Genomic DNA, 8,840 nt, shown 5'->3' with positions numbered 1-8,840 from the left:
TCTGGCATTCAGCTTGCCATTCACCGCTCTCACTTCAGATTCTAATCCCCTCTCAAGACACAAGCTGGCTTGCCGGCGATAGGGCCGCACAGCGGCCCCTGTATCCCGTCTGATTACAGCGGATAGTGCTTCAACTCCCGCGCAATCAGCATCCGCTGGATCTCGCTAGACCCTTCATAGATCTGCGTGATCCGCGCATCGCGGTAGTAGCGCTCCACCGGGTAATCCTCCAGGTAGCCATAGCCGCCATGCACCTGGATCGCCATCGAGCACACCCGCTCGGCCATTTCCGAAGCGAACAGCTTGGCCTGCGAGGCCTCCGACAGGCACGGCTTGCCGGCGCTGCGCAGGCGTGCGGCATGCAGGATCAGCAAGCGCGCGGCATTCACCTGCACCTGCATGTCGGCCAGAAGGTTGGCGATGCTCTGGTGTTCGTTGATCGGCTTGCCGAACTGCACCCGGTCACGCGAATAGACCAACGCCGCCTCGAACGCGGCGCGGGCAATGCCCAGTGCCTGGGCAGCAATGCCGATACGGCCGCCCTCGAGGTTGGACAGGGCGATGGCCAGGCCCTTGCCACGCTCACCGAGGATGTTGGCGGCAGGGATGCGGCAGTTGTCGAAGGTGACCGCGCAGGTGTCGGAAGCGCGGATGCCCATCTTGTGCTCGCTGCGATCGACCTTGAAGCCCGGGTTGTCGGTGGGCACCAGGAACGCCGACAGGCCCTTTTTGCCCAGCTCAGGGTCGGTCACCGCGAAGACGATGGCCAACCCGGCGCGGCGGGCGTTGCTGACGAACTGCTTGGCGCCGTTGATCACCCACTGGCCATCCACCAGCTCGGCGCGGGTGCGCAGGTTGTGCGCCTCGGACCCGGCCTGTGGCTCGGTCAGGCAGAAGCAGCCGATCACCTCGCCGGTGGCCAGGCGTGGCAGCCACTGCTGTTGCTGTTCTGCCGTGCCGTAGGCCAGCAGCGGGCCGCAGCCCACCGAGTTGTGGATGCTCATCATCGCTCCGGTGGCGCCGCAGCCGGCGGCGATTTCTTCCACCGCCAGGGCGTAGGCGACGTAGTCGGTGTAGCTGCCGCCGAAGTCTTCCGGCACCACCATGCCCAGCAGGCCCAGTTCGCCCATCTTGCGCACCACGCCATCGTCGATCCAGCCGGCCTTTTCCCAGGCCTGTGCATGCGGGGCGATCTCGCCACGGGCAAAGTCCCGGGCCATGTCGCGGATCATGATCTGTTCTTCGCTCAGTTCCAGGTCTTGCATCTGTGTACTCCCGGGCTCACAGGCCTTCGAAGAATTGGTCGACCCGCTGGCGTTGCAGTGCGGCCAGGGTCGGCGGGTTCCAGCGTGGCTGTTTGTCCTTGTCGATGATCAGCGCGCGCACGCCTTCGATGATGTCGCCGTGCTGGAACCACTGGCGGTCCAGGTGCAGCTCCATGGCAAAGCAGTCGTCAAGGCCCAGCTGGCGACCCCGGCGCAGCATCTCCAGAGTAACCGCCATGGCCAGCGGCGAGCGGCTTTCCAGCTGGTCGGCGGTGGCCACGGCCCAGGCGTGGCTGTCGCCAATGCTCACCGCACGCAGTTGCTCGACGATGGCAGGCACGTCCGGCAGAGCGAAGAAATGGTCGATGACCGGTCGCAGTTTTTCCAGCGGCGCATCGGCGAGCACCTGAGTGCCGAGCCTGGCCAGCAGGTTTTGCAGGTCCTTGAGGGGGTGGTCGCCAAAGCGCAGCTGGTCCAGGCCCTGGTCGAGGGCTGCCAGCTGGTCGCTGGCCAGGTACCAGTCGGCCAGGCCGCAGTACAGTGCATCGGCTGCCTGGATCTGCGTGCCGCTGACACCCAGGTAGGTGCCCAGTTCGCCGGGGATGCGCGACAGGAAGTAGCTGCCACCCACATCCGGGAAGTAGCCGATAGCCACTTCGGGCATGCCCAGGCGGCTGCGTTCGGTGACCACGCGCAGGTCGCAGCCCTGCGCCAGGCCCATGCCGCCACCGAGGGTGAAGCCGTCCATCAGCACCAGCACCGGCTTGCGGTAGCGATGGATGGCCAGGTCAAGGGCGTATTCCTCGACGAAGAAGGTTTCATGCAACGTTTCGCCGGCCTTGAAGCTGTCGTGCAGCGAACGGATATCGCCACCGGCGCAGAAGCCCTTTGGGCCCTCGCCACGCAGTACCACGGCGCGAACGTGCGGATCATCGGCCCACAGGTCGAGGTGCTGGCGCAGGCTGCGGACCATGTCCAGGGTCAGGGCATTGAGGCCGGCGGGGCGGTTCAGGGTCAGGTGGCCGACCTGGTTGCGGACCTCGGCCAGCACATGGTCTGTTGCCGAGGTATGAGCGTGCGCAGTCATTGCGTTCTCCCTGCTTTGTTATTGATTTTCCAAGTGAAGTCTGGAGTTCGCTGGAGGATCGCAGGATCCTGTCATGCGAATTTGCCTTGCACAATCGACAAATCTGCAGGGGGATTCTGCATTTTTGTCTTGTGTGGCGATAACGCCACTCTAGCAAGGTTTCAGGTTGGCCGGGCTGGCCCTATCGCCGGCAAGCCAGCTCCCACAGATACCGCACAACCTTCAAGGCCTGCGCTGTACCTGTGGGAGCTGGCTTGCCTGCGATAGGGTCATGAGCGACAGCGCATATGCTAAATCGTTACCCTGACCGTAACGATCAATGCCTGAGCTTGATTGATGCGCAACCACCCCAGCCCTAAGGTGACCCCCACGACAGCGAACCCGTGGAGTCACCATGACAACAACCAAGAATCCACCGCCGCAATGGTCGCGGCGGCGCGCCGAAAAGCAGCGTCGCCTTGACCGGGTCCGCCACCTCGCCGACGGCGTGGTGCTGCCTACCGAGCGAATCGTCGAAGCCCTTGAACTGCTGCTGGCTCCCGGCGACCGGGTAGTGCTAGAAGGCAACAACCAGAAGCAGGCCGACTTCCTCTCCCGCGCGCTGGCCAAGGTCGACCCTGGGCGCCTGCACGACCTGCACATGATCATGCCCAGCGTCAGCCGGGCCGAGCACCTGGACCTGTTCGAACGTGGCATCGCCCGCAGGCTCGACTTCTCCTTCGCCGGCCCGCAGAGCCTGCGCATTGGCCAACTGCTGGAAGACGGCCTGCTCGAAGTCGGCGCCATCCACACCTATATCGAGCTGTACTCGCGGCTGTTGGTCGACCTGATCCCCAACGTCACCCTGGTGGCTGGTTTCATGGCCGATCGCGATGGCAACCTGTTCACCGGTCCCAGTACCGAAGACACCCCGGCACTGGTGGAACCGGCCGCTTTCAGCGACGGCATCGTCATTGCCCAGGTCAACCAGCTGGTGGACCGTGTGGATGACCTGCCGCGGGTCGATATCCCGGCATCCTGGGTCGATTTCGTGGTGGTTGCCGACCAGCCTTTCTATATAGAGCCGCTGTTCACCCGCGACCCGCGCCACATCAAGCCGGTGCACGTGCTTATGGCGATGATGGCCATTCGCGGCATCTACGAAAAACACCAGGTGCAGTCGCTGAACCATGGCATTGGCTTCAACACCGCCGCCATCGAGCTGATCCTGCCTACCTATGGCGAGTCCCTGGGCCTGAAGGGCAAGATCTGCCGCAACTGGACACTCAACCCGCACCCGACGCTGATTCCGGCCATCGAGACCGGCTGGGTGGAAAGCGTGCATTGCTTCGGCACCGAGCTGGGCATGGAGGACTACATCGCCCAGCGCCCGGACGTGTTTTTCACCGGCCGTGATGGTTCGCTGCGTTCCAATCGCATGATGTGCCAGCTGGCCGGGCAGTATGCTGTCGACCTGTTCATCGGGGCCACCCTGCAGGTGGATGGCGATGGCCATTCCTCGACCGTGACCCGCGGCCGCCTGGCCGGCTTCGGCGGTGCCCCGAACATGGGCCACGACCCCCGTGGCCGGCGCCACGCGACCCCGGCCTGGCTCGACATGACCGTGCCGGAAACCATGCTCGAACGCGGTCGCAAGCTGGTGGTGCAGATGGTCGAGACCTACCAGGAAGGCGGCAAGCCCACCTTCGTGGAAACCCTCGATGCCGTGGAAGTGGCCAGGAAAGCCGGCATGCCGCTGGCGCCGGTGATGATCTATGGCGACGATGTCACCCACCTGCTGACCGAGGAGGGCATTGCCTACCTGTACAAGGCCCGCAGCCTGGAAGAGCGCCAGCAGATGATCGCCGCCGTGGCCGGGGTTACCGCCATCGGCCTGCGGCACGACCCCAAGGACAGTCAGCGCCTGCGCCAGCAAGGCCTGGTCGCCTTGCCCGAAGACCTCGGCATCCGCCGCACCGACGCCAGCCGCGAACTGCTGGCTGCGCGCAGCATCGCCGACCTGGTCGAATGGTCCGGCGGCCTCTACAACCCGCCTGCACGGTTCAGGAGCTGGTGATGAAAGCACTCGACTTGCAACCGCGTGGGCTTCTTCGCGAGCACAGCAATAGTGATGCATCTGGAAATTGCGCAATCCTTGTGGGAGCGGGTTTACCCGCGAAGAGGCCAGCGCAGGCAACCGAATTACCCCTGGCCGACCACTTGGCCGACCTGGCCGTGGAAGCCCTGATCGACGAAGCCGACCTGTCCCCCAAACCCGGCCTGGTCGACCGCCGTGGCAACGGCGCCCACCACGACATGACCCTGGCCCTGATGCATGCCTCGGCCCTGGCCCTGTGGCCCTGCCTGCGCAACATGGCCGAAGCCGCTCAGGCCATCGGCACCCTCGGCCAGCCCCTGCGCACCACCCTGGGCCAGCTCGGCCGCGAAGGCGAGGCGGCAATGCTGGCCGCCACCGGCGGGGTCAACACCCACCGCGGCGCAATCTGGGCCCTCGGCCTGTTGGTAGCATCCAAGGCCCTCGATACCCAGGCCGATGCCAGCACCCTGGCTGCCCGTGCCGGTCGCATCGCACTGTTCGACGATCCCGCCATGACCACCCAAGACAGCCATGGCCTGCAGGTACGCCGCCGCTATGGCACTGGCGGTGCCCGCGAACAGGCGCAACAAGGTTTCCCGGCGGTTATCGGCCACGGCCTGCCGCAACTGCAGCGCAGCCGCACCGCCGGTGCCAGCGAGCCGCACGCCCGGTTGGACGCGCTGCTGGCGATCATGGCCGTGCTCAACGATACCTGCGTGCTCTGGCGCAGCGGCCCGACCGGGCTGGCTGCCGTCCAGCACGGCGCCCGTACCGTGCTGAGCGAAGGCGGCAGCGCCACGCTGGCCGGGCGCCGGCAGCTGCGCCGGCTGGACCAGCACCTGCTGCACCTGAATGCCTCACCGGGCGGCGCCGCCGATCTGCTGGCCGCCTGCCTGTTCCTCGACAAAGCCGGGAGCCTGTGACATGGAAACCCTGACCTTTCAATTCCCCGCCGCCGCACCTGGGCGTGGCCGCACGCTGGTGGGCTGCGTCAGCTCCGGCGACCTTGAAGTGCTGATCGAACCCGGCACCGCCGGCAGCCTGCAAATCCAGGTGGTGACCTCGGTCAACGGCAGCGCTGCCCGCTGGGCGCAGCTGTTCCAGCGCCTGTTCGAGGGCCGCACCTGGCCGGCCGTGAACATCGACATCCATGATTTCGGCGCCACCCCAGGCGTGGTGCGCTTGCGCCTGGAGCAAGGCTTCGAGGAGATCGCCCATGACTGATATCGCGCGCCTGCTGCACAGCCGCAGCTTTGTCGAACTCGGCGCCCGCCAACGCGCCCGCGCCTTGCTCGACCCGGGCAGCTTCCGTGAACTGCTGGGCCCTTTCGACCGGCTTATGTCACCCTGGCTGCCGCGCCAGGGCATCGTGCCCCAGGCCGATGATGGCGTGGTCATCGCCAAGGGCCTGCTGAACGGGCGCAACGCTGTGGTTGCCGCCATCGAAGGCGGTTTCCAGGGCGGCAGCATGGGCGAGGTGGGGGGGGCCAAGATAGCCGGTGCGCTGGAACTGGCCATCGAAGACAATCGCAACGGCATCCCCACCTGCGCCGTGCTGCTGCTGGAAACCGGCGGTGTACGCCTGCAGGAAGCCAACCTGGGCCTGGCGGCGATTGCCGAAATACAGGCGGCGATTGTCGAGCTGCGCGCCTGGCAGCCGGTAGTCGGCCTGGTCGCAGGGTCGGTCGGCTGTTTCGGCGGCATGTCCATCGCCGCCGGCCTGTGCAGCCACTTGCTGGTCACCCGCGAAGCCCGCCTGGGCCTCAACGGCCCGCAGGTGATCGAGCAGGAAGCGGGCATCGGTGAATACGATGCCAAGGACCGCCCCTTCATCTGGAGTTTGACCGGCGGCGAGCAGCGCCAAGCCAGCGGCCTGGTCGACGCCTATGTGGCCGATGACATCGAGGCTTTGCGCGAACGCTTGCTGCAACTGCTCGACGAGCCTTCAACGGATCGCGCCGGTCAACACGCCTGGTTCCTCGAACGCCTGGCCCGGCTGGGTGATGGCTGCCCGCAACTGGATGCCGCTGCCGTGCGTGACCTTTACCAAGGAGATGCCGAATGAACCGTGCCTTGAACTGGCTGCCGGGCCTGGCCGGCGGGCAAGCCTTGCCAGGCTACCCCGCGTCGTTGCGGGTAATCGATGGCGAACTGGACAACCGCCTGGCGCGCTTCATCGCCGTGGTGCCGGACGCCGAAAACCCGTTCCCCCGTGCGCGCTCGGGCGAAGTCGGCCTGCTGGAAGGCTGGGGCCTGGCCAAGGCCGTGAGCGAAGCGATCGAGGCTGACCGCCATGGCCAGAAGCGCGCCATCGTCGCGGTGATCGACGTGCCCAGCCAGGCCTATGGCCGCCGTGAGGAGGCGTTGGGGATCCACCAGGCTTTGGCTGCTGCGGTGCAGGCCTATGCCCAGGCACGGCTGGCGGGGCACCCGGTGATCGGCCTGCTGGTCGGCAAGGCCATGTCTGGTGCCTTCCTGGCGCACGGTTACCAGGCCCAGCGCCTGATCGCCCTGGACGATGCCGGGGTCATGGTGCACGCCATGGGCAAGGCTGCGGCGGCGCGCATCACCCTGCGCAGCGTCGAGCAACTGGAAGCCCTGGCCGCCGAGGTGCCGCCAATGGCCTACGACCTTGCCAGCTACGCCTCGCTTGGCCTGCTGTGGCGCCGCCTGACGGTGGACAACGCCGAGACGCCTAGCAGTGCCGACATCGCTCAGGTACGTGCCTGCCTGGCAGATGCGGTGCGCGACATCGGCAGCTCGAGCGATTTGTCGTCGCGGCTGGCGGGCGAAAACCGCAGCGCCTCGCGCCAGGTGCGCGAACAGCTGCGTCGCCAGTGGCAGGGCGCTTGAGATGAACGCGCCAAGGCCACACGACCTGCTCTGGGGCATGCCCGTATCTGGCCTGCCTGCCGATGCGCCGCGTTGGGCGCAGGATGTGCTGCTGAGCGGCCAGCCGGTGGTGGTGCGCCGTGCCACCTGTGCGGACGGCTGGGTGGCGGTAGGGCTGCGTGGCCAGGGCAGGGCGCAGCGGTCGGGCGTACTGATGCGGCTGGCCGATATCCAATGTCAGCAAGGCCCCGAAGCGCTGCGCTGGCAGGCGGAAAGCCCTTGGCCTGCATTGCAGGCCCTGGCCTCGGTCGCCCCGGTGCTGGATGCCAGCGGCCTGGCCTGGGGGCCGACAGGTGGGGTGGGGTATCAGCTCGCCACCGGTATGGAGGTGGTACACGCCGAGAGCGACCTGGACTTGCTGCTGCGCACGCCACAACCACTGGCCCGGGCGCAGGCGCGTGCGCTGCTGGATATTCTCGATTGCGCGCCTTGTCGTATCGACCTGCAGCTGGAAACCCCGGCGGGCGCTGTCGCCCTGCGCGAGTGGGCCGGCTTCGCCCGCCGCGTGCTGCTCAAGTCGGCCGATGGCCCACGCCTGGTCAGCGACCCATGGGCAGTGATGGAGCGTGCCGCATGAGCAGCCTGTTCGCCTTCCCCGGCCAGGGCGCTCAGCAGGTGGGCATGCTGCAGCGCCTGCCCGAGTGTGCCGGGCAATTGCTGGAAGAAGCCAGTGACACCCTCGGCCAGCAGGCCTTGGCGCTGGACAGCCAGCAGGCCCTGCAGACGACCCGTGCCGTGCAGCTGTGTCTGCTGCTGGCTGGCGTGGCCTGGGCGCGCTGGCTGATGCAGCGCAGCCCCGCGCCGGATTACGTGGCGGGGTTGTCGATCGGCGCCTATCCGGCAGCGGTCACGGCGGGCGCCCTGGGCTTTGCCGATGCCGTGCGCCTGGTTGCCCTGCGTGGCGAACTGATGCAGCGCGCCTATCCGCAAGGCTACGGCATGACCGCACTCAGCGGCCTGGACCTGGCCTGCGTCGAACGCTTGTTGAGCGATACAGGCGGCGAGGTGTATGTCGCCAACCTCAACAGCGACAACCAGATCGTCATCGCCGGTAGCGATGACGCGATGGCTGCGGTTGCCGCCAGGGCACGCCGCCTGGGCCAGGGCGTGGCCCGGAGGCTGGCGGTCAGCGTGCCGTCGCATTGCCCGTTGCTGGATGGCCCCGCGGCCGAACTGGCCAGTGCCTTCGCCACGGTCGAGCTGCAGCGACCGCGTATCACCTACCTCAGCGGCAGCAGCGCACGGCCGGTGTTCGACCCACAGCGTCTGCGCGACGACCTGGCCGGCAACATGGCGCGGCTGGTCGACTGGCGTGCCACGTTGCGCAACGCCTATGAGCGTGGCGTGCGTCTGCACCTGGAGTTGCCGCCCGGCAACGTGCTCGGCGGGCTGGCCCGGCCGGTGTTCGAACAGGGCAGGGTGGTTGCTGTTGAAGGCACCCGCTGGGACACCCTGGATGCGCTGCTGCGCCAGGAGGTGGCTAACGAACGATGACAGCGGCACTGCGGCGGATGGTGAC

Annotated in this window: 9 protein-coding genes; 7 read left to right on the top strand and 2 right to left on the bottom strand. The window is 66.9% G+C overall.

Annotated elements, in window-relative coordinates:
- Positions 1 to 113: 113 nt before the first annotated feature.
- Entirely contained in the window at positions 114 to 1,265 is a 1,152-nt protein-coding gene (locus ACK1U9_RS05140; protein WP_075045375.1) for an acyl-CoA dehydrogenase family protein, read from the bottom strand.
- A 16-nt stretch (positions 1,266 to 1,281) separates the two neighbouring features.
- Complete coding sequence (locus ACK1U9_RS05135) at positions 1,282 to 2,352, bottom strand: enoyl-CoA hydratase/isomerase family protein (protein WP_046614365.1); 1,071 nt, start codon at positions 2,350 to 2,352, stop codon at positions 1,282 to 1,284.
- 394 nt (positions 2,353 to 2,746) lie between these two features.
- Here ACK1U9_RS05135 and mdcA point away from each other — a divergent pair, with 394 nt between their 5' ends.
- The 7 genes from mdcA to mdcH are packed head-to-tail and all read left to right on the top strand — an operon-like array spanning position 2,747 to position 8,815.
- Positions 2,747 to 4,408: a malonate decarboxylase subunit alpha gene (gene mdcA / locus ACK1U9_RS05130; RefSeq protein ID WP_108481841.1), complete on the top strand. Its 1,662-nt coding sequence runs from the start codon at positions 2,747 to 2,749 to the stop codon at positions 4,406 to 4,408.
- On the top strand, positions 4,408 to 5,352 hold the full coding sequence (locus tag ACK1U9_RS05125) for a triphosphoribosyl-dephospho-CoA synthase (protein ID WP_153670846.1): 945 nt from the start codon (positions 4,408 to 4,410) through the stop codon (positions 5,350 to 5,352). Before mdcA ends, ACK1U9_RS05125 begins: the two co-directional genes overlap by 1 nt.
- 1 nt (position 5,353) lies before the next feature.
- Positions 5,354 to 5,653, top strand: coding sequence for a malonate decarboxylase subunit delta (locus tag ACK1U9_RS05120; protein WP_024087234.1), 300 nt, complete (start codon positions 5,354 to 5,356; stop codon positions 5,651 to 5,653).
- A complete protein-coding gene (locus tag ACK1U9_RS05115; RefSeq protein WP_108481589.1) occupies positions 5,646 to 6,494 on the top strand; it encodes a biotin-independent malonate decarboxylase subunit beta in 849 nt (282 codons plus the stop codon). Before ACK1U9_RS05120 ends, ACK1U9_RS05115 begins: the two co-directional genes overlap by 8 nt.
- On the top strand, positions 6,491 to 7,282 hold the full coding sequence (gene mdcE, locus ACK1U9_RS05110; RefSeq protein WP_108481590.1) for a biotin-independent malonate decarboxylase subunit gamma: 792 nt from the start codon (positions 6,491 to 6,493) through the stop codon (positions 7,280 to 7,282). Before ACK1U9_RS05115 ends, mdcE begins: the two co-directional genes overlap by 4 nt.
- Position 7,283: 1 nt before the next feature.
- The gene (locus tag ACK1U9_RS05105) at positions 7,284 to 7,898 is read left to right on the top strand and encodes a malonate decarboxylase holo-ACP synthase (RefSeq protein WP_108481591.1); all 615 of its coding nucleotides are present in this window, start codon (positions 7,284 to 7,286) and stop codon (positions 7,896 to 7,898) included.
- Positions 7,895 to 8,815 (top strand): malonate decarboxylase subunit epsilon, encoded by a 921-nt coding sequence (mdcH, locus tag ACK1U9_RS05100; protein ID WP_046614358.1) that lies wholly within the window; start codon positions 7,895 to 7,897, stop codon positions 8,813 to 8,815. Before ACK1U9_RS05105 ends, mdcH begins: the two co-directional genes overlap by 4 nt.
- Positions 8,816 to 8,840 lie beyond the last annotated feature (25 nt).

The sequence above is a fragment of the Pseudomonas sp. XP1 genome (assembly GCF_053557675.1).
The sequence above is the reverse complement of the archived record's forward strand: the minus strand, read 5'-3'. Positions and strand labels throughout refer to the sequence as shown.